Origin of the sequence: Priestia sp. YIM B13551, from assembly GCF_042787905.1 — a bacterium.
Lineage (GTDB): Bacteria > Bacillota > Bacilli > Bacillales > Bacillaceae_H > Priestia.
The window spans coordinates 63676-84849 of record NZ_JBHZOX010000007.1 but is presented as its reverse complement, the minus strand read 5'-3'; the positions used below and the strand labels follow the sequence as shown (position 1 = coordinate 84849).

Sequence of the window (21174 nt, the reverse complement as noted above, 5' to 3'; positions counted from 1 at the left end):
ACCTCCCTACTTCGATTGGTCTTCCTGCTGTTTTTTCTGCTCTTCTTGTTTCTTTTTCTCGGCTTCTGCAGCTTTCTGATCTTCTTCCTGCTGCTTGGCCGCCTGTGCCTCCTCAGCTTGTTTCTCTTCTTGCTGCTTGGCTGCTTCCGCTTCTTGCTGATCATTTTCTTTCTTAAATTCTTCAAGTTCGTTCGCTACTTTATCAAGCTCCTCTTGCTTTTTATCAGCCGCTAAATCGTTGTCTGTCTTTAGCTGACCTTCGTATTTCATTAGTGCATAGATAATTAATGAACGTTCTTCTAACAACCTGCTGACTTCTAGCGCTTTTTTGTTGTCTCCTCGGCCAATGTAAAACCAATAGGCAAAATACTGAGGATCTGACTGAAGCGTAATAGTCTTTAAAGCATTTGCTTTTTGCTCCTCCCCTAACTTTTCATTAACAAGATAGGAAGTTGCTATTTCGTATTGCACAATTTTAGGCATGCTTTCAATGTCATAATCTTCAAGTGTGTCGACTACTTTGCTGTAGTTTTTTTCAAGAAAGTATTCGTTGCTTTCTACAAATGCTTCTTGTTTCGGCTGAGCAAAAAAGTAAGAGTAAAAAGTATAAATAAGAGCTGGAATTAATAAGACAAGTATACCCACAGATGAAAACTTAAAAATAGTCCAGCGTTTTTGAGGAAGTTGAACGAGTGTCTTTTGATGCTTTTCAATTTGGGTTAGCTTATGCTGAACAAATTGACTCAACTCTTCCTCATTGCTGATATGCATTATTTTTTTAGCGTCTTCTTTTAATTGCAAGGTCTCATATAACTTAAAATACTGTTCAAATGTATGCGATGAGTCAACGGCCGCTGCTATCGTAGCCTTTAACTCTTGAAAGCTTTGTTCCTCGTTAGACTCATAAGGAGGTAAACTTTCTTTGACTCCATAATGTAAAAAAGCCGGACTTAAACTTTTATCAAAAATGATATTTTCTGGACAAATCAACAAATGCAGCCTTGAAAAAGAATGCTGCTTTACCTGTTTGATAAGCTGATCTGCAAACAGCCACTTTTGATGTTCTTCTTTTCCTCTTAATGCTGTAAAAGGTTGAAATTCAGAGGTAGGCTTAATTGTTATTTTAAGTTCATCATCGCTCATCATGATTTCTTTTTGAAAAGCCGTGTTTACATCCTTTAACATTTCAATTTCAACAGAACGATTAAGTCGAATTTTTTCTTTTTGAAAAACAAATGTATATTCATTATTATGACGTGTCATTACAGCTTCGAGCTGTTCTTCTAAGTAAGTCGGTTTCTTCTCTGACATTCTAATAGACTCCTTTAGAGAATTTCGATACAATCACCTGTGGTAATTCCGCAGTTAATCATCGTCTCATTTCCCGAGAAAATAAGATTTTTATTTGAAACACGTATCCACGCACCGTCCTTTGGTGATTGAGTAATCTTTTTAGCTTGCCAAACGATCTCGACTACTTTTTTGAGTGAATGATAGTTTGATAGTCGCAAATCGAACCGATCACCTTTATAGTGCTTTAAGTCTACTGTTACTTCTATATACATAGGGTTTCATCACCTCAAAACATAGAAAAAGCGCCTTCATCTTTTGAGAATAGGGCGCTCCTTTTATTACTTCACTTAGATTATTAGATGAAGTTAACCGCGGATTTGGCTAGCGATTTGGTTATCTGTATCTTCAAGAACGTTTGCAGAGTCATCTAATTGCTTAGCAATCTTTGTAAGTAGGTTAGACATTTCAACGAAAGAAGGCTTTAATTCTTCGTATTGAGCAGCAAACGCTTCGCTTGAAGCACCTTCCCACATGTCTTGAAGTTGATTTTTCATTGTATCAAGACGGCTTACTAATTCTTGAACTTGACCGCTTTCGTTAGTATAACGACCTGCCATGTCGCGAAGCTCTGCTGGTGTTACGCGAATAATCCCTGACATACATATCTCTCCTTCGGTTTATATATTTACTATTATTGTAAGAAACTCTAGTGTTAAGGTCAAAGGTTACTTGCAAAAGCCTCCAAAAATGAGAATATGTATCTACAAATACCCCTAAAAAATGCAAATAAAACCTAAATAACCAAGATTTTGTTCTCATTTAAACCTTTTCCATCTGATCTATAGGTACCTATTTAAAGGAAAATAAAAACTATAAGACTATTAAATTACATTTTTGTTCATTATCTATAGAACTATTTACTAGTAATAAAAAAGCAGCAGCCTATTTAAGGCCCTGCCTCTTTATATATCTTCTATTTATTTAAGATTCAGACATGCTTTGAAAAAGCACATGCGCTTTTTATTTTTTGGCTACTGCTTAAAATAATTTTGATCTTCTTTTAACATCCTTATTTCTTCGGGGATGAATAATTTTGAGAGAGGCGTGTCAGGGTTAAGTAATATCGCTATTTCTTCATTTAATACAGGCAGCATATCCTTAAATGATACGCATACGGTCTTTTCATCTTTCAGCATCTGTTCAATCGGATATTTTGACGAAAAAACAGGTAAATATCGGTACGCTGCGCTTTTCATCGTCTGAACGTAGTGCTCTGCAATTAATATATCTGATGCTCCATGCTCTGAACTAACAACTAGCCATAAATTGCTATTCATTAAAGTTTTATAAAATTGAGCAATTTTCTTATTATCTTTCATTGCTTCAATTAATGATTTTTCTAATAAGTTAAATGTATATTTCATTGCTGAGACAACCCTGTAAGGAACTGTACCATTTCACTTCCAGCGCCATCATATACTTCATTCATTCTCTCTTCACTTCCTCTGTGCTGTCACTAAACATAATGTTTGAAGGATTCATTTCCTGACTTAAAATGCCCAACCCCATTTGAATAACGCCATAAGTAAAAAATTCCGTTCGACTGCATGTAGAACCATTCACTACTTTTTCTTCCCAAGACATAGAAAGCGAATTCCACATAACATTAAGAGTACCTAAAGGTTTTTCAATCGTTCTATGCATATTGTCATACGTATTCCATTCTTTTAAGTTCTTTATGTCATTCCACGTATCTTGTGAATGGGTGCTCCCATCGCTCCACACGCTCGACCAAAACTCCGTCCAGCCTGAAGAGCCTTCTAGCTCTCCATCTGCTTTTCTCATTTGTTCTGCAGTGTCTTTTACTAATAAATGTGCGTTTTCCGTTAGCGAATCAAGTTTGCGAATCATATGCTGTAACTCTTCCTGCAAGTCCAGCACTTTATCAATATCTGCAACAGACAAGAAATGTAGATTTGTAGCTTCCCAGCTTAGTTTTTGAAGTGCATCAGCCGTCTGTGAATGAGACTGCTGAATTCGCTCTGCAAATGTCTGCAGCACCTCTGGATTTACTTTTATCTCCATGTATGTCCGTCCCCCTATCTCTTGTAAGCCTTCAGTCATCATCCAAACATTTTTTAAGCCTATACGGAAAGACTCACTTTCTAAAGGAGTGAGTCGATAATGTTATTTATTACGCCGATGCTAACTCTCTTAATCGTGAAATTTCTAAGCGTAAAGTTTGAAACAATTCATCCCTTACGTCGTACAGATGAAAAGTAGATTGCGTAATATCATTATAAATATCCTCATATGAGCTCTTAGAACGCCCTGACCAATCTGACGCATATTGTTGGTGCGAATTTTGAAACAGATAGATACCCTCTTCAAGAAATTCCATGATACGTTGAACTTCATGTAAATATGATTCTAATTGATCTGCATCTCGACTATATTCTTTACTTTTTCTTCTTCGCTCTATGTCGTCAAAGAGATCATCAATTGCATCCATAAAATGTCCCCACGTCCTTCTTCCTCTTTTATTAGAAGTCTCTTAAAGTAATGTTAAAATAAGGTTACAAAAAACAAAATCCATCATTCAAACTATTTTCATACCTAGGAAAAAATATCTACATTTCTCTTTTTTTACTTATTTATACAGGTAAAATAGAGAAAATAAACAACGCCAGGCTGCTGTAATAAAGCAGTAGACGTTGCTTTTTAGGTTGTGACACTGCTGTTATAAAAAGGAATAATACCTAGTTTACATTCGACCTTTTTGTTTCTTTTTCTTGTTAAATGGCTTTTTTGAAGGTTTTTTAGCTGTACGGGACTGCTCTTTTGTTCCGTCATCCACGATTTCACCCATATAAAGTTCTTTTTTCACTAATGAAAGTTGAAGTTCACGTGCGATTTGTTTTAAATTTCGTTCTTCACGTTCAGTCACAAGAGAAATGACTGTACCTTCTGCTCCCGATCTGCCTGTTCTACCTGAGCGATGTACGTATTGATCTGCATCTTGAGGAACATCGATGTGAATTACATGCGTCAATCCCTTAATATCTAATCCTCTAGCTGCGACATCCGTTGCTAATAAGACAGGGAAATCTCCTTTTCGAAACCCTTTAATGGTCGTAGCACGATCTTCTTTTTTCGTTTCACTGTGTAAAGAGCCTGCTTCTACACGCTTAAATGTTAATTTCTCTTCAAACTCGATGAGAGTATCAATCCCTTTAAAAAAGGCTAAAGCTTTCATTTGTTCTTGACGAACTAGTTTTCTAAGCACGTCCACTTTATCTCTAGCTTCACTTTTGATGTATACATGCTCTACCTTCGAAGCTGGAAGTTCGTCTCTTCCTACCTCTATTTCAAGAGGATGGTTCATCATATCTTTCGCTAGCGATTTGGTACGTTCTGATACAGTAGCTGAGAAGACTAGGATTTGACGATCACTTAACGCCATTTTTACAATCTGTTGAACCGTTTGAAAATGCTCAGGTACAAACAATTGATCCGCCTCATCAATCACAATTGTTTTGACTTCGTGCATTTTTAATTTCTTCATTTTAATTAGCTCGTTCAAACGTCCTGGGGTACCAACAATGATATTAGGACGTTTTTTGAGTTTTTCTAATTGTCGTTTCATATTTGCTCCGCCAATAAACGCAGCACTTGAAATACCGCTTCCCTGCGACCAAGTTTGAATTTCACCGTGAATTTGCATAACTAATTCATGGGAAGATGCTAAAATAACTGCTTGAATATGAGATGGTCCCGGCTGAATGCGATGTAAGACAGGCAACAAATATGCCAGCGTCTTTCCTGTTCCCGTTGGGGATTCTCCTATTACATCTTTATTAGCTAAAATCTCTGAAATAGCTTTCGTTTGAATAGCAGTAGGCTCATTGAACCCTGCTTTTTTCCACGCCTCTTGTAAAAAAGGCTGTAAAGTCTCTATAAACTGACTCATATCTATCTCCTTTTCCATGCTTTTCTCGATATTATAAACGATTTTTTTCATTTCAATTAAACGAATGTATCAGTCGCCATGTGATGTGCGTTAATACTGACCTTAATTTCTATTTATAAATAAACCTTCCTTATCCCAAGGGACCCTGTCAATCCGTCAGTAGAAAAATCGGTTGTTGCCTTAACTTTTCTACATCAATAAACATAGCTTCAACTATGATACACTATTGCTTCTATAGAAAACAATATGATCCTCTTTATTATGAACGAAAACTTGTATAAGAAGGAGGTTTTATGTCCTATATGGATCCAGACGCAAAGGGCTCATCTGCTTACTGCCTCTTTTTCAAGAAAACAGCCGCCTCTCTGAACTACGAGAGGCGGCTGTTTCGTTCTATAATTGGCATATCAATAGTAACCGTTGTCCCTTTTCCTTTACCGCTTTTAAAATGCATGGTACCTTGATGACGCTCCATGATTTTGTAACACACGGCCAGCCCTAAGCCAGTGCCAGCTTCTTTTGTAGAATAAAACGGCGTTCCTACTTGTTCAATCCTCTCTTGACTCATTCCGATTCCATTGTCTTCAAAGTGAATCAATGCTCGTGTATCTTTTTCTTCAACTGTTATTGTAATATGACCTTTCTCCATAATAGCTTCTACACCATTTTTAATCACATTGATGAACACTTGTTTCAACTGATTTGCATCAGCTGAAACATAAATAGGCCTTTTGGCTGTTTCTTTCAATAAAATAGAAACATTATTTAAATTGGCCTGCGCTTCCATTAGGGTAATAACTTGTTTTAAAATCTCGCATAAATTGGTCTTTTCAAAAGATACATGCTGCTTTTTTCCAAGAATGAGCATTTCACTGGAGATTAAGTTGATGCGGTCGATTTCAGACATCATAATATCTAAATATGTGTCATTTGTTTCCTTAGAGGCTTGCATAACCTGTACAAAGCCTTTTAAAGAAGTAAGCGGGTTTCTAATTTCATGTGCGACGGCACCTGCCATTTGTCCAATAACCGACATTTTTTCCGAGGTTATCATAAGCTCTTCATCTTGACGGTATGTAGTAATATCGCGTGCAATCATAAATACACCTACTACCTGCTTATGAACGATGATGGGAAGCAAAGAACACCTAAGCAACCGTCTTTCTCTCTTTCTATTGATCACATTCATTTCGAACTTAGCACCTTTTCCATTCAGCACTTCTTTAAAATACTCTTTACACATATCAAACTCTTCAGCTGCGATAAGAGCTGAAGGTTTCATCTTTTGTAATTCTTCACTGGAGTATCCAACGATTGCTTCACCTTCTGGATTAGCAAGAAGAACTTCACCCGTTTTACTTATTTCAAAAACGCCATCGGGATTATGTTTGAATAAAGATTGATAGTGCTGATTGCTCGTTTGAAGTTCGTGTTCTTTTACTACGAGCTCTTGCTGGGACTCCACTAGTTTATAAGCTCTCCTATATACCAACCCGTACAAAATAATCCCCGTAGCTAAAATAAAAAACCAACCTTTGTATTGTTGAAAAAAAATATATACTTCAAAACGACCTTGCGCTAATGTTCTAGATATATTATCAGATATCAAGATCCATACAGCGCCAATAATGATATATATAATTGAAATTCTTAAAGCTACTTTACGCGCGTGTTTCACCAAATTTTAATCACCTGTTTATCAGTATTGATCCCCTGTCTTATTGTCTTTATATGAAGTGTTCACTTTTTGTAGTCATTTCATGCCGTTGTAAAAAATTGATGAATGACCTGACCTAAGTTACTAATAGATTTTACATTTGCTTGAAAATGATACTGGTGAAGCCATTGACTATGATCGGGTGTCACACCTGTTAAATAAATCTGTACACCCATTAGCTGAAATTCCCATATTAAATGTTCTAGGGCTGCAACACCTCGTTCATCAATTTGACCTATTCCATTAAAGTCAATGATAACTCGATCAACCGTTTCTTCATCTATTTGTCTGAGCAGCCGATGTTCATTTTTCATGATGACTTCCTCAAACAAATCGCCAAACAGAGGTATAAGCACCATGTTGTTCGATAAATGAATAAACGGTCCCGACAGTTCTATAACTCGGTTCATTGCTTTTTCTAATCGTTCTTTTTGCAGCAGCAGTTCTAAGTCTGTTTCAGATAAACGCGCTGTATGTTGTTCGATTTTTTCTGAAAGAATTCTAATTTGAGAATCTTCCTCTACACATATTACATGTGCCTTATCTTGCTCCCATTTGCAATTCACGGTATAAAGAGACATTTTAGCTTTGCGCGAATGCATGACTAATTCTGTTTTTATTTTTTTCTTCTGCCCTAATCGTTTTCTAGCTTTGTTCTGACTATCTTCGTCAACAATTTCTAAAAAATGTTGAACCTCTCCGAATAAAGCGGCTGCTTCATCAGATTGCGCTAGAATATTCATTTCCTCATCCATAATAAAAACAGGAAGCGGAGCATATTTAATAGTCGACAACCTTAATCCCCCTAATTGATTGATAATGAAAAAACTCTTTCAACTCCTCTAACTGTGCAATAAATCGAACTTGATTTGTTTGAACAAGAGGAAACTTATAGTTTGAAACTACTCGGCCTCCAACTAAAATAAGCGGCTGATGTTTTGTCTTTTGTAATCCTTCTATATATTCGCTTGCTTTTTCTATATGATGAGTTAAACTGAACGAGATTCCTACTAAATCAGGTTTCCATTGTTCAACAGCGTGCGTTGCATGTAAAAGCGGAGAATCTGCTCCTAAAAGTTTCGTCTGCCATCCGTGCTCTTCAAAGAGAATGGAAATCATTTTTAAACCTAAAAAATGCTGTTCATTTTCTATGCACAAAAACAGACCTTTTTTTTCATTTTTAATAACTTCTTGTCTTATGCACAATTGATAGCGTGACAAAACATAGTCACAGGTAGTAGTAGCTAAATGTTCATCAGCCACTGAAATTTCATCTTCTTCCCACATCATACCGATTTGAGCCATTGACACTGAAATGAATTGCTGAAAAATATAAAATGTATCGAAACCCTGCTGTCTTTTTTTCCACACAATATTCCAAGCTTCATCTTGATTCCCTGATAACAGTAATTCAGTCAAGCGTTCTATGCTTTCAATCAAGAAACCACCTCTTTTTCAGTCAAACGACTTGTTTTTTCCTTTGTTATTATCAACCATACCACTTAACTCACCCGCACTCTACAGTAAAATATTCTCACACTGACAAAATAGCACCGGACGTCTCTGACAGGTCAATCTCTTTATTTTTCAAAGTCAACGAGGTAGTGATGCAGCAAGTGACGGTTTTGTTCATTGTATAAGTACGCATACACAGGTCGTCCTATTGTGCCGTAAGTCATTCTTTCTCCAAGAAGACCTATATCTGTTAGAAATTTTAAATATTTCCGAATAGACACTCTTGAAATTCCCGTTTTTTCAGCTACATCATCAGTCGAAAAAGGGTGATCTTTAAGATGCTCAATGGCTTCTACGATAACTTCTAATGTTCCTGTCGTTAAACCCTTAGGCAACGGCTCTACCGGAGCTTCTTTTATTTTTTTATTAGACAGCAGCCCGTCTAATTCCTGTTGATTAAGCTGAGGTTGCTGTTTTAACGTACGAAATGTTTGTTTGTAAGCCGAAAGTGCTTGATAAAAGCGTTCAAATGTAAAAGGCTTAATCAAATAATCAATCGCTCCGTAGCGTAGAGCTTGCTGAATCGTTTGGGCATCCGAAGCAGCGGTGATAAAAATGACATCTATTTCCTCTTGTTTTGTTCGAATCTCTTGTAAAACTTTCAAACCATTTTGTCCAGGCATAAAGACATCAAGCAGCACTAAATCAACTTGATATTCATTTACCTTCACCAAGGCTTCATGACCCGAATGAGCAACAGCGACCACTGTAAACCCCTCTATCTCTTCAATGTACTTTTGATTAAACTGAGCAACCATTGGGTCGTCTTCAACAATTAATACTTTAATCAACTTGATCTCTCCTTGTTTCGTACGGAATATCAATATAGAATGTGGTACCGCTATTTATAAATGAGTCAATGACGATTTGGCCACCTAGTTCATCAATCGTTTGCTTCACTAAATGCAGCCCAAACCCTCTGCTCGTGCCTTTTGTAGAAAAGCCTTTCTTGAAAATCTGATTCATTGTATCGGAAGGAATGCCGCAGCCTGTATCCGTGACTTGAATCGTAAGTTTATTGTTTTTATACACAAGCATAACGGACACTTTTTTAGAGGCTTGATGACAAACTGAATCAATTGCATTATCAATTAAATTTCCAATAATGGTAATGAGATGATGAGTAACTTGTGGATCTGAAGGTTCTGGAATAACTTCATCAGCGGAAAACGTCAGTTCTACGCTTTCCTCTCTAGCATAACTCATTTTGCCCATGAGGAACCCTGCCAACGCATGATCTTTAATAGATTTAGTCACTGAACTAGATTCATCGACACGGTGATTAACAAGCTGATGAATATACGTTTTTAGCTCATCATAATAATTCATCTGCACCATTCCTAAAATCACATGAAGTTTATTCATAAATTCATGCGATTGTGCTCGAAGCGCTTCCACATACATTTTAACACCTGTTAGCTGTTCTGCTAAGATATTAACTTCTGTTTTATCCCGAAACGTAGAAAGTGCCCCTACAATCTCTTCGTTTACTACTAGCGGAACCCTATTAACCACAATGGCTACTCCATTTATGACTTGCTCTTCATCGTAATGAGATTCCCCCGTAGACAAAACGTCGTCCAACCTGGAGGTGGGCATATATTCTCGAATAGACAAACCGATTGGCTCTGGTGCTAACCCTGCTTTAACAAATAAGCGGCGTGCAGAACGATTAGCAAGTGTAATATTACCTTCTTTATCAACAGCTATCACTCCTTCACGAACCGACTGCAGCATGATGCTTCTCTCTTCTAGAATTTTAGCAATTTCAGAAGGTTCCAAGCCAAATAAAATTTTCTTTATGTAATTCGCTAATAAAATAGCACCAAGAACGCCTACAAGTAAACCAATTAATGAACCTAAAACAATTCGACGATGCCCATCTCTAATTGCTTCATTTACATTATTCAAAGAAATCCCCACAGCTACTGCGCCAATTTGTTGATTTTTTTCATTATAAATAGGTGCAAAAGCGCGCAGAGATTTATCGAGCGTTCCTTTTGATACAGATACATAAGATTTTCCGTGCAATGATTTTTGCTCATCGCCTCCGGCAAACCTCTTTCCTATCTTTTTAGGATCTGGGTGAGATTGCCGAATTCCATTCATATCCATAACAACGATAAACAAGACGCTTGATTTTTTACGAATTCGTTTAGTGAATTCTTGAATTGACTGAGGTGTTTTTGTTTCTAGTCCTTCTTTCACGTTCGTTGATTCTGAAATAATCGTAGCAATAGTCCGAGCTTTTTCAGCCTGTTGATCTCGAATATTTTTTCCAATTGAACTGCTAACTAATAAATCCGTTAACAATAGCGATAGAATCACCACCATGCATACAAGCAGCACCGTGATGCTTCGCAGCCCCATTCTTCCGTGTTTCACATTCTTCCCTCGCTTCCCTGCTTTTCTTGTTTATAGCACAAGAAAAAGATCTTATCTAGAGTCAGATAAGATCTTCGCTTATTTAATTTCAGTTTTACTGAGTTGATTAACATTTATACAGGAAGGTTAACAATCTACTTTATAGTTTAGGTCCTTTTCGATATTTGAACCATCCCATTTTATAAAAGGCAAAGACCATTACGCCTACAAGCCCAATCATAATGCCAAGTACAATAAAATAATTATATTTCCCCGTCAGTTCCGGCATATATGAAAAGTTCATGCCATAGAGACCAGCAATAAACGTCAACGGTAAGAAAATAGCTGACATAAGCGTTAGCGTAAACATAATTGAATTCATACGATCCGAGTTAATGGACATAAAGCTTTCTCGAATATCATTTGACAAATCCCTGCTCGCCTGCATAATTTCAATCATATTTAATAAGTGGTCATAAATATCATTAAAATAGCGAACCTGCTCTTTTGCTTTTAACGCATTAGTTGACATAATACGATACATTAAATCTCTCATGGGGTTTAAAATGCGGCGCATTCGTGACAAATCACTTCGGATGTCATAAAGCTGCCTCATTAATTCATCCATAGGTTCGTCTTTTGCATTGTCTTCAATGTCGTCTATGTGATCTTCAAATTTATAAAGCACGGGGAAGTATTCGTCAACGGTATGATCTAAGAGTTCATACATGATATCCCATGTTCCATCTTCGGTAGCTTCAGGGTCTTTTTTAATAAGCTCCCACACCCTAGCCACGCTCGTTAGCTTATCCATATGGTAAGTGACTAAAAAGTTATCCCCTACAAACGCAGATACTTCTAAGTGCTCAAGCTCTTCTTTATGAAGGGCATAATAGACTAAAAAATAATGCTCATCATACAGCTCAAATTTAGCGCGCTGACCTTGATTTAAACAGTCCTCAACTGCTAAAGGATGAAAATTAAATTGTTCAAGCTGCTTTTTTTCTTCCTCGGTGGGATTGTAAAAATCAACCCAATACCATTGAAAGTCATGCCTTGAACGAATCTCATTCATTTCTATTTCTTTAATAGCTCCTTCTTTGGTTTTAGCTACAATTTTAATCATAAGATAACCTCTGTCTTTTTTGATACTATTCTCTGCACATACCCTTTTTACCATTTTATTAAACTTTTTTCTTTTAATGTACGCCTTTTCTCGTCTATACATACGATGATGGTGACGACAAGAGAACAAAACGGTGAGGAGGTATATCCATATGTATGAATTTTACTCCCGGCATGAAGAATATTGGGAAGATGATACAAGACTAGACGAACAGCTTCTAAGAGATATAAACAAAGCTGTAAGCGATGAGTTTTCCGCTATTCACTACTATACACGCTTAGCAGAACTGGCTCCTAATAATCAGTTTCAACAAGCTATATTAGGTATTCGGCAGGATGAAATTAAACACTTTGACTGGTTTTCTAAAGCCTATTATGATTTATCAGGCAGCTACCCACAGATTTCATTAAACATAAAACTGCCAAATACTTTTCAAGAAGGGGTCTCTGAATCCATTAAAGATGAAGTAGAAACCGTTCCATTTTATCAATCAATCGCTAGAAGAATCACAAATGCTCGAATTCAAAGCCGCATTGTTCGAGCTGCGAGCGATGAACAGCGCCACGGTCAAATTTTCCAAACCATTCAGTCCCGCTTCTCATACTAAATAATACGCTTGCAATCGCAAGCGTATTATTTGGTATGGTTTTATCATTATCTCTTACTTTGTAGCATTAAATTCTTCTTTGATTTTTTGGAGCAGCGTTTGATTTGTTAATACGTCATACCCTGTTAATGCCATTGTTTGTGCCCCAAGTATCATTGCTTCTCTTCCTTGCTCACTTAAAGCTGCTTCTCTAAATTCGTGCGTATGACAAACAAAATAATCATCACAAATTTGAATATACGGATGAATAGCCGGAACAACCTGACTTACATTCCCCATATCTAAAGATCCATGATCGCCTTGGTCTTCCGTAATGCTTTGTTCGCTCACGCCTAATGAGATGAGATTATTTGTATAGACATCGGATAATGTTTGATTCGTTTGCATATCATCATAAGAAAACTCATAGTTTGAGATTTTTAATTTTGTTCCCGTGGCTAGAGCAGCGCCGTTTGCACATGCCTTCACCTTCTCTGTCACTTCATCTACATATGCACGAGTTGAAGCGCGGACATAAAATTGTGCTACTGCATAATCCGGTACAACGTTGGCCGCCTTGCCTCCCTCTGTAATCACTCCATGAATACGTACATCCGGCTTCACGTGCTGGCGAAGCGCATTAATGCTGTTGAACGTTTGTAATACGCCGTCTAACGCGTTGATTCCTTCATGAGGAGCAGCAGCTGCGTGCGCGGATTTTCCGAAGAACTCAAACTGAATGGCATCCATCGCAAGAGAACGTCCGCTTTTTTGGTGGCAGTAATAAGGGTGTACCATCATAGCTACGTCTAAATGATTAAAAATGCCTTGCTCGGCCATCGTTACTTTGCCGCCTCGTGTTTCCTCTGCAGGCGTTCCATATACGTATACTTTACCGCCTGTTTCTGCAACTGCTTTACTAAGACCAATACCAGCTGCAATCGACATGGTTCCAATTAAGTTATGTCCGCATGCATGTCCGAGATCCGGCAAAGCATCGTACTCAGCCATAAACCCAATCGACGGACCTGGCTTTTGACTGTCATAAACAGCAGTAAAAGCCGTTGACAAGTCACATGTACCAATTTCAACTGTGAACCCTTGTTCTTTTAAAACATCCGTTAATGCTTTGCACGCTTTGAATTCTTCGTGACCAAGCTCAGGATTTTGCCCAATATATTTGCTTACATCATAAAATGTATCCTGTAAGTTATTAATTGTTTCATTTATTAATTGTTTCATTAGTTGTACTCCTCTTTTAAATATTTAAACAAATTATAGTATATTTATTCGTTTTTTAAAAGCTAGTTTTTAAGACGTGTTTTCCTATCACCTTAATATGCCTTATAATTTAATTACTAACTGTTTTAAAGAAGGTATGCATAATGATTAACATAAAAAAATTCAATTTTTTAGGCGGTCGTATTATTAAAACAGGCATTGCCGTTTTTTAAACTGCGCTCATTTGCCAGTCCATTGGCTGGCCGTATATGCTCGCTGTTATTACAGCTATTGTTACGATTGAACCAACAGCTGCCGATTCTATTAAAAAAGCTTTCATCCGCTTTCCTGCTTCAGCAATCGGAGCTGCTTTTGCCATGCTTTACACATTTCTATTAGGAGTGACGCCGCTTACCTATATGCTTGTTGCTGTTTCTACTATTATATCCTGTTCTAAATTGCGTTTGCATGCAGGAACACTCGTTGCCACGCTAACAGGGGTGGCTATGCTGACGATTGTGCACGATCATTATTTCATCTCGTTTTTAATTCGCTTAGCGACCACCAGTATTGGGCTGCTTACTTCTTCACTTGTGAATATCATCGTCCTTCCTCCTAATTATACACCGATTATTACGAGGAAAATTCAAAGTCTCTCAAAACAAATGAGCAGCGTTTTACAGCAAAGAGGAAGCGAACTTTCCCAAGTACATGCTTGTCATAAACAAACAAAGCTTCAATTTCAGCAGCTTTCCGCTGAAATTGAAAAAATTGAGACGCTTTGTGAGTATCAGCGAAAAGAATGGAAGTTTCATCATTTCACTCGTACAGCTATGAGAAAATTCCACTATGAATATAAGAAACTTTCTCTTATGAGGCAGCTTATCTACCATATTGGTAATTTAATTTATTTGCCTGCTCATCAGCTGCAAAGTGCAAGACATCAAGTAATATGGGATACATTCACTTCCTTTCATAATGTCTTACAAAATGAACAATATAAAAGCTCTTTGCAGCATCAAACGCTTGTTTTGACTTTAAAACAAAGGTTTTGGGCACATAAGCAGGAAGAAAACAGAGGGGATCACCCTTTTTCAACAGAAACAACAATGCTTTACGAACTGCTTGCAATTCACCATCTGCTTGAAGAACTACACCGTATTCATTGTTTGAAGGATCGATATAACTTAAATAACTCATCTGTCTCACTTTCTTCATAAAAAAATCCTCACATATGTGAGGATTTTCTTGTTTACGAAACTTGTGACTCATCTTTCTTATATTCTTTCTCCCAGTAGTCTGCATTTTTAATTCCCAGCTTAACAGGATCAAATACAGGGTCTACCCCTTGTTTTTTCTGAGCTTCATAGTCTTTTAATGCAACTAACGCAGGCTTAGCTAAAATTAAGATAGCAATTAAATTTAGCCATACCATGATACCAAGCCCGACATCTCCTAACGCCCAAGCTAGTGATGCTTGTTTAACTGAGCCGTAGAACGTAGCTCCTAGAAGGACAAGCTTTAATGCAAACATAGCCCACTTTCCGTTCTTTCCGCGAGTTAGGTAAGCAATATTTGTTTCAGCAATGTAATAATAAGCCATGATCGTTGTAAACGCGAAAAAGAATAGGGCAACTGCCACGAAGCCAGCTCCGAACCCCGGCAACACTGTTTCAATAGCAGCTTGTGTAAATCCAGGTCCTGCTTCTACACCCGGTAGATTTGAAATAATAAATGAACCGCCTGGTCCTTCCGTATTGTACATGCCTGTAAATAAAATCATAAACGCTGTCGCTGAACAAACGAACAGTGTATCAATATAAACCGAAAAAGCTTGTACAAGACCTTGTTTCACTGGGTGTGAAACTTCTGCTGCAGCTGCTGCGTGTGCACCTGTTCCTTGCCCTGCTTCGTTTGAATAAATACCGCGCTTAACTCCCCAAGAAACAGCTAAACCAACGATTCCTCCAAAAGCAGAATCTAATGCAAAAGCACTTTTAAAAATAAGAGCGATAACTCCCGGCAACTCGGAAATGTTCATGGCAATAATAATAAGAGCTAAAATAATATACCCAAGTGCCATAAAAGGTACAACGAATTGGGCCACTCCTGCAATACGCTTAACGCCTCCAAAGATAATAAAAGCAAGAATAATAACTAATCCTACTGCTGTAACCGTTGGACTAACGCCAAATGCGTTGTCGATGCCAAGCGCGATGGAGTTAGACTGAACGCCCGGCATTAAGATACTCATCGCAACAAGTGCTGCAATAGCAAATAAAATGCCATACCATTTCATACCTGTTCCTTTTTCAATGTAGTACGCTGGACCACCTCGATATTGGCCATCTTGTTTAACTTTATAAATTTGAGCAAGTGTTGATTCGATGAATGCACTAGAAGCACCAATAAAAGCAACTGCCCACATCCAAAATACAGCTCCTGGACCTCCAAAAGCGATAGCTGTTGCAACTCCAGCAATGTTTCCTGTTCCGACTCGTCCCGACAGCGCTAAAGACAGGGCTTGGAAGGAAGAAACTCCTGCTTCTGAGCTTTTACCCTGAAACATCAGCATAACCATGTCTTTTAAGTGTCTTACCTGCAAAAACCTCGTTAAAATTGAGAAAAACAGGCCGATCGCAAGACACCCATAAATAACAGGTGTGCTCCATAGCACATTATTCAAACTCGTTACAAATTGCTCCAAACGATAACCCCCTTATTTTATATTCAGACTATTTTAAATTATAAGTTAAATTATAAATTTTAACAATAAAACTCTAAATTAAAACTCATTTTTAGTTAAAATACACAAAAAAACTTATAAAATCCTCAAAAACATCCAACGATAAACCGTTTACATTCCGTAATTATCGCTTTCAAAAGAGAGATATCTGCACCTTTCTTATCAGGAACACATAGGCTATAGGAGTTATTTTCTATTAGAAGGTGTGAAAAACAATGATGAGAATAGAGCCTTTATTTTATCGTCCTTTAGCTCTAGACCTTCTTTATGCGTGCGTCTTAGCTTATAAGCAATACGCACAGGGAGGCACATTTGATGTACCTGAAGGCTACCGGCTTATTAAATCGTTTAAAGCTTCTGCCGTAGGGGTGCAAGAATGGTTTGGTTTTATTTTAGAATCTGATGACTCTATCGTAATTGCCTTTCGAGGAACTCAATCTGAGGCAGACTGGATTGCTGATGCTCGCATTAGGCAGCGCCCTTATCCATACAATCAACAAGCCGGTCTCGTCCACGAAGGTTTTTTAGCCGTTTACGAATCATGCCGTGATGAAATTTTTGAAACGTATCAGTCCCTTGCCCCCAAGCCACTTTATATAACGGGGCATAGCCTAGGTGGCGCACTCGCTGTTCTTCATGCCTTAGATGTCGCCACAAACGCATCTTTTCCAGAAGTTACAATGTACAACTACGGAGCTCCTCGAGTAGGTGATCCTCAATTCGTTCAAACATACACAAATCTTGTTTCAAATAGCCGCTGTTTTGTTAACACGACGGATACGGTTCCTAAAATCCCGCCGAAGCGCCTTTATTCCCCTTCCACCAAGCAAACAATTTATTACGATCAGGATCCTCTGCAACTCTCGTTTACGATTCAAACAGGCTCTACCGTAGGGAACCATAATCCCCAAACATACAGTGTTGGTATTTGGATGATGTCGGACTATCCTATTTTGGTCCAAAAATAAAAAAACAGGCGGACTGCCTGTTTTTTTTATGCACCAATTGCTGCTTTGATTTCTTCTATTTGTTCTTGATGACGCTTTTCATGATAGCCAATAAAATCAATCCACTGCTTTAAATCCATTAACCCAAACACAGGGTGTGGAAATGATTTTTGCTTTAGCTTGTCTTCACTTGCTGTTTCTTCTAGCTCTATTAAAGCCGCTCTTGATTCTGCCAGCGTACTCTTCATTTCTTCTAATGTCTGCTTTTCATTAGAAGGCGTAACTTGAGCCGGTGCATCTACTTTCCGTGAACGGTCTACCGCTAAATGAAACGGCTTATCTTCAGTCGGCTGATCCACACCGTTTTCTAACTGATCCTTTACACGTGAAACAATCATGCGCTCCATCAAATATAAATGTTCTAATACTTGCATAACGCTCCATGTATTAGATGCTGGCTGTTGATTTAATTGTTCATATGTTAATGATTCTACACTGCTCAATACTTCATTTCGAAACTGTTCATTTTTATTCATATTTAATCCTCCTCTAGGATTCCTCTAGCTTATCGTATCAAAAAACTCTTCTATATAAAAAGGATATCCCTTTACTTAACCATGTTTTAGCTGCAATTGTTTCACGTGAAAAAATCATATTTTCTATTTGACATAGATCAACTGAGGTGTTATATTTATATTTCTGGCTTTTCTTTAAGAGCTGGACATAGTGAAAGTAACTTGAAAGGATGTATCGTACAATGCAAGGTAAAAATACTGGCATTCGACACATGTCTTTGAACAAAACTTATTCACACTGGATCGGCTTCGGAGCCGTAAGGATGCAAGAGAGGTAGGGCTTGCGTCGTTTAGGTTAATCGATCATGTGGAAAAACAAACCGCGGCAATGGATGAAATCCATGCAAGCACAATCAATGCTAATTGTGCCCTAACAACAACGAAACATACAAAAACCGTAATCATGGATTTTATAAAGAAAGTAATCATTTTGTTTTTACACTTGCAAAAGCAAGTTACTGATAAGAAACACGAACAAAAGCGAGCAGATGCATCTGCTCGCTTTTTTAATGATGGTTTTTTATTTACTTTATCATTTCTTTTTTAGCGGATCTTACAAAAAAGCCGAAACCACACTGGTTTCGGCTTTTTCTTATTGCTCTGCTAGTACATCAGCAAATGCTTTTGCATAAGGAGGAAGGTCTGGCGGACGGCGGCTTGAGATGATGTGACCGTCGATTACGACTGCTTCATCATGCCAAATAGCTCCCGCATTTTCCATATCATCTTTGATTCCTGGCGTACTTGTTACGTTTCGGCCATCTAAGATTTTTGCAGAGATTAATACCCATCCTGCATGGCAGATTTGGCCGATTGGCTTTTGCTGTTCATCCATATGACGAACCATTTCAATTACTTCAGGGTAGCGGCGCAGTTTATCCGGCGCCCAGCCTCCAGGTACTAAAATAGCGTCATATTCAGCTGGATCAACATCTTTAAAAGCGTAGTCCGATACGGCTGGAACACCGTATTTCCCCATGTACGTTTCGTTTGCTTTTTCTCCAACTAAATGTACTTCTGCTCCTTCTTCTCGAAGACGCATCACTGGATACCATAGTTCTAGATCTTCAAAGTCTGCACTAACAAGCGCAATAACTCTTTTATTTTCTAAACGCATCGTAACACCTCCGCCATCAGTATAGCATGTTGGAGAATAAGATTGAAAATAAGGGACTAACTTGTACATAATTAAAGGATTTTTCAAGTGCTCTTCAGAAAATTTTTGTATGCCAAATGGTCTAATTTTATATTTTCACTTGACTGGGGACAAACATCACACTACAATGTGTAGTGTGATGTTCATAATGTTGTAAAATTATCCAAATAAGAAAGACTTTCTGATTTAATTACTACATTTCTTTTTTCGGGCTTTTACACTACATAATGTAGTGTTTTTCAAACACACTTAAAGGAGGAAGTAAAGTGAATAAAAACGTCGAAATTGGTTCACTTATTATTCGTTTAGTATTAGGTTTTACATTTTTAGTACACGGCTTTCAAAAATGGCAAGGCGGGATTGAAAATACAGTAGGGTTCTTCGATAGCTTAGGAATCCCTGGTTTCATGGCATATATTGTTGCAACCATTGAACTTGTAGGTGGGGTTCTTATTATTCTTGGCCTAGCAACAAGAGTCGTATCTGCTTTATTTGTGGCAGTTATGCTTGGCGCCATTTTTACAGCCAAGCTTAAAAGCGGATTTGTTGGCGGGTTTGAGTTTGATATTGCCTTAATTGCCATGTCTGCTCACTTATTTCTTGCAGGAAGCCAGTTCCTTGCTCTTGATGCAGTGGTATTCAAAAAGAAAGAAACTGCCTTTTCTCTTCAAGAAGAAAGCAGTAAATAAAAAAAGAAAGCTTATACTCTCCCAATATAAGCTTTCAGATTAGTCCCCGCCGTTTGAGGCGGGCTTTTTTTATATTTGCAGCAGCAAATTGGCAAATAAAGAAGAACGCTCGGACAACGTATCAATTTGAATATGTTCATATTCCGCATGTATTCCTTTTCCGCATGCTCCTAATCCATCCAACGTGGGAACACCAATGGCCGCTGTAAAATTGCCATCACTTCCGCCGCCCACAGCTGCTTCTTCCAATTTCATACCCAGTTTGGCCGCGATTGATTGAGCACATTCAAATAGCTCTTCCGTTTGTTTAGACTTGACCATCGGGGGACGATTCATTCCTCCCGTTACTTCGAGCTTAATCCCTTTTAAAATGGGTGTTAAATTCAAAATAATATCCGTCATGCGTTTTGCTTCTTCTTCTGTAGAAACACGTAAATCCACGTGCGCTTCTGCATATTCCGGCACTACATTTGTACCGCTGCCTCCCGTAAATGTCCCAACGTTCACCGTTGTACCTTTTTCATAATCTGTTAAGCCCTGCAAGAAAATCACTTGGCGCGCCAGCTCTTCAATCGCATTGATTCCTTCTTTGTGGTGATTACCCGCGTGTGCTGCTCGTCCCCATGCTTTCACGGTGAAAATTCCCGCTCCTTTGCGCGACGTTTTTAACGCGCCTGAACCCGCCACCGCCGGTTCCGCTACTAGCACTGCTTCACTCCTTTGTGCTTCTTCTTCAATGTATTTTTTAGAAGAAATTGACCCAATCTCTTCATCCGAATTGCAGAAAAACACAATTTTTTTATCGAGCGATAAGCCAAGCTCTTGAATCGCTTTAATCGCCCATATAGATTGCACAATGCCGCCTTTCATGTCTAAAATTCCCGGACCGTACAGCTTGTTTCCCTCTGTTCTTAGACTCAGCCTTCCCTTTTCCCATACCGTGTCAAAGTGACCGATAATTAAAAGCTGCTTTTCTCCTTCTCCAATCGTAAATTTCAAATGGTTTCCTACTTCTTTTTCTTCTATGATTTCGTATCCTACCCCTAACCGTTTATGAAACAGCTGCGTTAAATACATTCCACACTGATCTACTAACTCTTTACTGTAGGACGGTGATTCTTTTTTCACAAATCCAACTAAATCTTCAAGCATCTCTTGTTCGTGTTCTTTTAAATAACTAAACACGCTTTGTTCTACCATTACCTGACTCAAATCAATTCCTCCTCCAAACAACCCCTGCTGCTTGCATTAAATGCTTTTATTTATCGT

Annotated in this window: 23 protein-coding genes and 1 pseudogene; 6 read left to right on the top strand and 18 right to left on the bottom strand. The window is 38.0% G+C overall.

The window, feature by feature from the left end; translation table 11 throughout:
* Window positions 1–6: 6 nt before the first annotated feature.
* The 10 genes from essB to ACFX4N_RS25170 all read right to left on the bottom strand — a co-directional run bounded on the left by essB (window position 7) and on the right by ACFX4N_RS25170 (window position 8420).
* Window positions 7–1311, bottom strand: coding sequence for a type VII secretion protein EssB (gene essB / locus ACFX4N_RS25215; RefSeq protein ID WP_057275219.1), 1305 nt, complete (start codon window positions 1309–1311; stop codon window positions 7–9).
* A gap of 14 nt (window positions 1312–1325) precedes the next feature.
* On the bottom strand, window positions 1326–1565 hold the full coding sequence (gene yukD, locus ACFX4N_RS25210; protein WP_057275218.1) for an ESX secretion system protein YukD: 240 nt from the start codon (window positions 1563–1565) through the stop codon (window positions 1326–1328).
* 93 nt (window positions 1566–1658) lie between these two features.
* Window positions 1659–1952 (bottom strand): WXG100 family type VII secretion target, encoded by a 294-nt coding sequence (locus tag ACFX4N_RS25205; RefSeq protein WP_013055105.1) that lies wholly within the window; start codon window positions 1950–1952, stop codon window positions 1659–1661.
* A gap of 372 nt (window positions 1953–2324) precedes the next feature.
* On the bottom strand, window positions 2325–2717 hold the full coding sequence (locus ACFX4N_RS25200; protein WP_013055104.1) for an SseB family protein: 393 nt from the start codon (window positions 2715–2717) through the stop codon (window positions 2325–2327).
* A gap of 61 nt (window positions 2718–2778) precedes the next feature.
* Entirely contained in the window at window positions 2779–3378 is a 600-nt protein-coding gene (locus tag ACFX4N_RS25195; protein ID WP_013055103.1) for a WXG100 family type VII secretion target, read from the bottom strand.
* Window positions 3379–3487: 109 nt separating this feature from the next.
* Entirely contained in the window at window positions 3488–3805 is a 318-nt protein-coding gene (locus ACFX4N_RS25190) for a hypothetical protein (RefSeq protein WP_013055102.1), read from the bottom strand.
* A 252-nt stretch (window positions 3806–4057) separates the two neighbouring features.
* Window positions 4058–5263: a DEAD/DEAH box helicase gene (locus tag ACFX4N_RS25185; protein ID WP_013055101.1), complete on the bottom strand. Its 1206-nt coding sequence runs from the start codon at window positions 5261–5263 to the stop codon at window positions 4058–4060.
* Window positions 5264–5633: 370 nt separating this feature from the next.
* A complete protein-coding gene (locus ACFX4N_RS25180) occupies window positions 5634–6941 on the bottom strand; it encodes an ATP-binding protein (protein WP_234015017.1) in 1308 nt (435 codons plus the stop codon).
* Window positions 6942–7021: 80 nt separating this feature from the next.
* On the bottom strand, window positions 7022–7774 hold the full coding sequence (locus tag ACFX4N_RS25175) for an STAS domain-containing protein (RefSeq protein WP_013055099.1): 753 nt from the start codon (window positions 7772–7774) through the stop codon (window positions 7022–7024).
* Window positions 7761–8420, bottom strand: a complete 660-nt coding sequence (locus tag ACFX4N_RS25170; RefSeq protein ID WP_013055098.1) for a cobalamin B12-binding domain-containing protein — start codon at window positions 8418–8420, stop codon at window positions 7761–7763. The genes ACFX4N_RS25175 and ACFX4N_RS25170 overlap by 14 nt, the downstream gene beginning before the upstream one ends.
* A 142-nt stretch (window positions 8421–8562) precedes the next feature.
* Between ACFX4N_RS25170 and ACFX4N_RS25165 the strand changes: the two genes are divergently transcribed.
* On the top strand, window positions 8563–8712 hold the full coding sequence (locus ACFX4N_RS25165) for a DUF952 domain-containing protein (RefSeq protein WP_350494489.1): 150 nt from the start codon (window positions 8563–8565) through the stop codon (window positions 8710–8712).
* A gap of 241 nt (window positions 8713–8953) precedes the next feature.
* Here the strand turns inward: ACFX4N_RS25165 and ACFX4N_RS25160 are convergent.
* The 3 genes and pseudogenes from ACFX4N_RS25160 to corA form a co-directional block, all read right to left on the bottom strand.
* A pseudogene (locus tag ACFX4N_RS25160) lies at window positions 8954–9286 on the bottom strand (response regulator); the annotation flags it as partial.
* Complete coding sequence (dcuS, locus tag ACFX4N_RS25155; RefSeq protein WP_013055096.1) at window positions 9279–10865, bottom strand: DcuS/MalK family sensor histidine kinase; 1587 nt, start codon at window positions 10863–10865, stop codon at window positions 9279–9281. The pseudogene ACFX4N_RS25160 and the gene dcuS, both read right to left, overlap by 8 nt.
* Before the next feature lie 154 nt (window positions 10866–11019).
* Window positions 11020–11985, bottom strand: a complete 966-nt coding sequence (gene corA / locus ACFX4N_RS25150) for a magnesium/cobalt transporter CorA (RefSeq protein WP_057275216.1) — start codon at window positions 11983–11985, stop codon at window positions 11020–11022.
* Between the two features lie 151 nt (window positions 11986–12136).
* On the opposite strand from corA, the gene ACFX4N_RS25145 reads away from it, so the two are divergent.
* Complete coding sequence (locus ACFX4N_RS25145) at window positions 12137–12592, top strand: ferritin-like domain-containing protein (protein ID WP_013055094.1); 456 nt, start codon at window positions 12137–12139, stop codon at window positions 12590–12592.
* A gap of 54 nt (window positions 12593–12646) precedes the next feature.
* On the opposite strand, the gene ACFX4N_RS25140 is transcribed toward ACFX4N_RS25145, so the two are convergent.
* Complete coding sequence (locus tag ACFX4N_RS25140; protein WP_192101042.1) at window positions 12647–13813, bottom strand: M20 family metallopeptidase; 1167 nt, start codon at window positions 13811–13813, stop codon at window positions 12647–12649.
* 248 nt (window positions 13814–14061) lie between these two features.
* Here ACFX4N_RS25140 and ACFX4N_RS25135 point away from each other — a divergent pair, with 248 nt between their 5' ends.
* Window positions 14062–15012 (top strand): aromatic acid exporter family protein, encoded by a 951-nt coding sequence (locus ACFX4N_RS25135; protein ID WP_377263228.1) that lies wholly within the window; start codon window positions 14062–14064, stop codon window positions 15010–15012.
* A 32-nt stretch (window positions 15013–15044) separates the two neighbouring features.
* Here the strand turns inward: ACFX4N_RS25135 and ACFX4N_RS25130 are convergent, their stop codons facing one another.
* Window positions 15045–16499, bottom strand: coding sequence for an alanine/glycine:cation symporter family protein (locus tag ACFX4N_RS25130; RefSeq protein ID WP_013055091.1), 1455 nt, complete (start codon window positions 16497–16499; stop codon window positions 15045–15047).
* A gap of 254 nt (window positions 16500–16753) precedes the next feature.
* Here ACFX4N_RS25130 and ACFX4N_RS25125 point away from each other — a divergent pair, with 254 nt between their 5' ends.
* Window positions 16754–17506 carry a lipase family protein gene (locus ACFX4N_RS25125; RefSeq protein ID WP_035439339.1) on the top strand — a complete coding sequence of 251 codons (753 nt, stop codon included), beginning with the start codon at window positions 16754–16756 and terminating at the stop codon, window positions 17504–17506.
* 26 nt (window positions 17507–17532) lie between these two features.
* Here the strand turns inward: ACFX4N_RS25125 and ACFX4N_RS25120 are convergent, their stop codons facing one another.
* On the bottom strand, window positions 17533–18021 hold the full coding sequence (locus ACFX4N_RS25120; protein ID WP_328125851.1) for a DinB family protein: 489 nt from the start codon (window positions 18019–18021) through the stop codon (window positions 17533–17535).
* A gap of 346 nt (window positions 18022–18367) precedes the next feature.
* Here ACFX4N_RS25120 and ACFX4N_RS25115 point away from each other — a divergent pair, with 346 nt between their 5' ends.
* Window positions 18368–18607: a hypothetical protein gene (locus ACFX4N_RS25115; protein WP_013055088.1), complete on the top strand. Its 240-nt coding sequence runs from the start codon at window positions 18368–18370 to the stop codon at window positions 18605–18607.
* Window positions 18608–18652: 45 nt separating this feature from the next.
* On the opposite strand, the gene ACFX4N_RS25110 is transcribed toward ACFX4N_RS25115, so the two are convergent.
* Window positions 18653–19177: a type 1 glutamine amidotransferase domain-containing protein gene (locus ACFX4N_RS25110; protein ID WP_013055087.1), complete on the bottom strand. Its 525-nt coding sequence runs from the start codon at window positions 19175–19177 to the stop codon at window positions 18653–18655.
* Window positions 19178–19482: 305 nt separating this feature from the next.
* Here ACFX4N_RS25110 and ACFX4N_RS25105 point away from each other — a divergent pair, with 305 nt between their 5' ends.
* Window positions 19483–19905, top strand: coding sequence for a DoxX family protein (locus ACFX4N_RS25105; protein ID WP_025601701.1), 423 nt, complete (start codon window positions 19483–19485; stop codon window positions 19903–19905).
* Window positions 19906–19974: 69 nt separating this feature from the next.
* Here ACFX4N_RS25105 and ACFX4N_RS25100 read toward each other — a convergent pair whose 3' ends face one another.
* Window positions 19975–21138 carry a M20 family metallopeptidase gene (locus ACFX4N_RS25100; protein ID WP_013055085.1) on the bottom strand — a complete coding sequence of 388 codons (1164 nt, stop codon included), beginning with the start codon at window positions 21136–21138 and terminating at the stop codon, window positions 19975–19977.
* Window positions 21139–21174: the final 36 nt, after the last annotated feature.

Bases quoted from the DNA above. Each gene is read 5' to 3' on its own strand.
- essB (WP_057275219.1), bottom strand. From the start codon at position 1,311: ATGTCAGAGAAGAAACCGACTTACTTAGAAGAACAGCTCGAAGCTGTA.
- yukD (WP_057275218.1), bottom strand. From the start codon at position 1,565: ATGTATATAGAAGTAACAGTAGACTTAAAGCACTATAAAGGTGATCGG.
- ACFX4N_RS25205 (WP_013055105.1), bottom strand. From the start codon at position 1,952: ATGTCAGGGATTATTCGCGTAACACCAGCAGAGCTTCGCGACATGGCA.
- ACFX4N_RS25200 (WP_013055104.1), bottom strand. From the start codon at position 2,717: ATGAAATATACATTTAACTTATTAGAAAAATCATTAATTGAAGCAATG.
- ACFX4N_RS25195 (WP_013055103.1), bottom strand. From the start codon at position 3,378: ATGGAGATAAAAGTAAATCCAGAGGTGCTGCAGACATTTGCAGAGCGA.
- ACFX4N_RS25190 (WP_013055102.1), bottom strand. From the start codon at position 3,805: ATGGATGCAATTGATGATCTCTTTGACGACATAGAGCGAAGAAGAAAA.
- ACFX4N_RS25185 (WP_013055101.1), bottom strand. From the start codon at position 5,263: ATGAGTCAGTTTATAGAGACTTTACAGCCTTTTTTACAAGAGGCGTGG.
- dcuS (WP_013055096.1), bottom strand. From the start codon at position 10,865: ATGGGGCTGCGAAGCATCACGGTGCTGCTTGTATGCATGGTGGTGATT.
- corA (WP_057275216.1), bottom strand. From the start codon at position 11,985: ATGATTAAAATTGTAGCTAAAACCAAAGAAGGAGCTATTAAAGAAATA.
- ACFX4N_RS25145 (WP_013055094.1), top strand. From the start codon at position 12,137: ATGTATGAATTTTACTCCCGGCATGAAGAATATTGGGAAGATGATACA.
- ACFX4N_RS25140 (WP_192101042.1), bottom strand. From the start codon at position 13,813: ATGAAACAATTAATAAATGAAACAATTAATAACTTACAGGATACATTT.
- ACFX4N_RS25135 (WP_377263228.1), top strand. From the start codon at position 14,062: ATGCTCGCTGTTATTACAGCTATTGTTACGATTGAACCAACAGCTGCC.
- ACFX4N_RS25125 (WP_035439339.1), top strand. From the start codon at position 16,754: ATGATGAGAATAGAGCCTTTATTTTATCGTCCTTTAGCTCTAGACCTT.
- ACFX4N_RS25120 (WP_328125851.1), bottom strand. From the start codon at position 18,021: ATGAATAAAAATGAACAGTTTCGAAATGAAGTATTGAGCAGTGTAGAA.
- ACFX4N_RS25110 (WP_013055087.1), bottom strand. From the start codon at position 19,177: ATGCGTTTAGAAAATAAAAGAGTTATTGCGCTTGTTAGTGCAGACTTT.